1 protein-coding gene is annotated in these 266 nt (G+C 62.8%); it reads right to left on the bottom strand.

Annotated features, from left to right (window positions below; genetic code table 11):
• Positions 1-266, bottom strand: a 266-nt coding sequence (locus CVH10_RS26090; protein WP_219924950.1) for a hypothetical protein, incomplete at both ends; no start/stop codon positions are given.

Here is a 266-nt window from a genome sequence, read left to right as displayed (position 1 = left end):
TTCCTCGAAGCCGGCCATCGTGGGGATGCGCTGAACGAGCGGCCAGAGCACTTGGTAGTGCCAGGCTGCCATTCCTCCGTGGTACGGATTCTTGTTCAGCTGCTGGTACACCTCACGATGCGCCCACATCGCCGCTGTCAGCTCTTCGACGAGCGGATCGTGTTTGAACCAGCACGAGAGGATCTGATTGCCCAGGTCATAGCGCCGACGTAGATGCTCGACCCACGGGCGGAGTTCGCCCCACAGTTCGGCGGCCGCGACCCGGT

Source organism: Halomonas sp. ND22Bw (genome assembly GCF_003011945.1).
In the GTDB taxonomy this organism is placed as follows: domain Bacteria; phylum Pseudomonadota; class Gammaproteobacteria; order Pseudomonadales; family Halomonadaceae; genus Halomonas; species Halomonas halophila.
The sequence above is the reverse complement of the archived record's forward strand: the minus strand, read 5'-3'. Positions and strand labels throughout refer to the sequence as shown.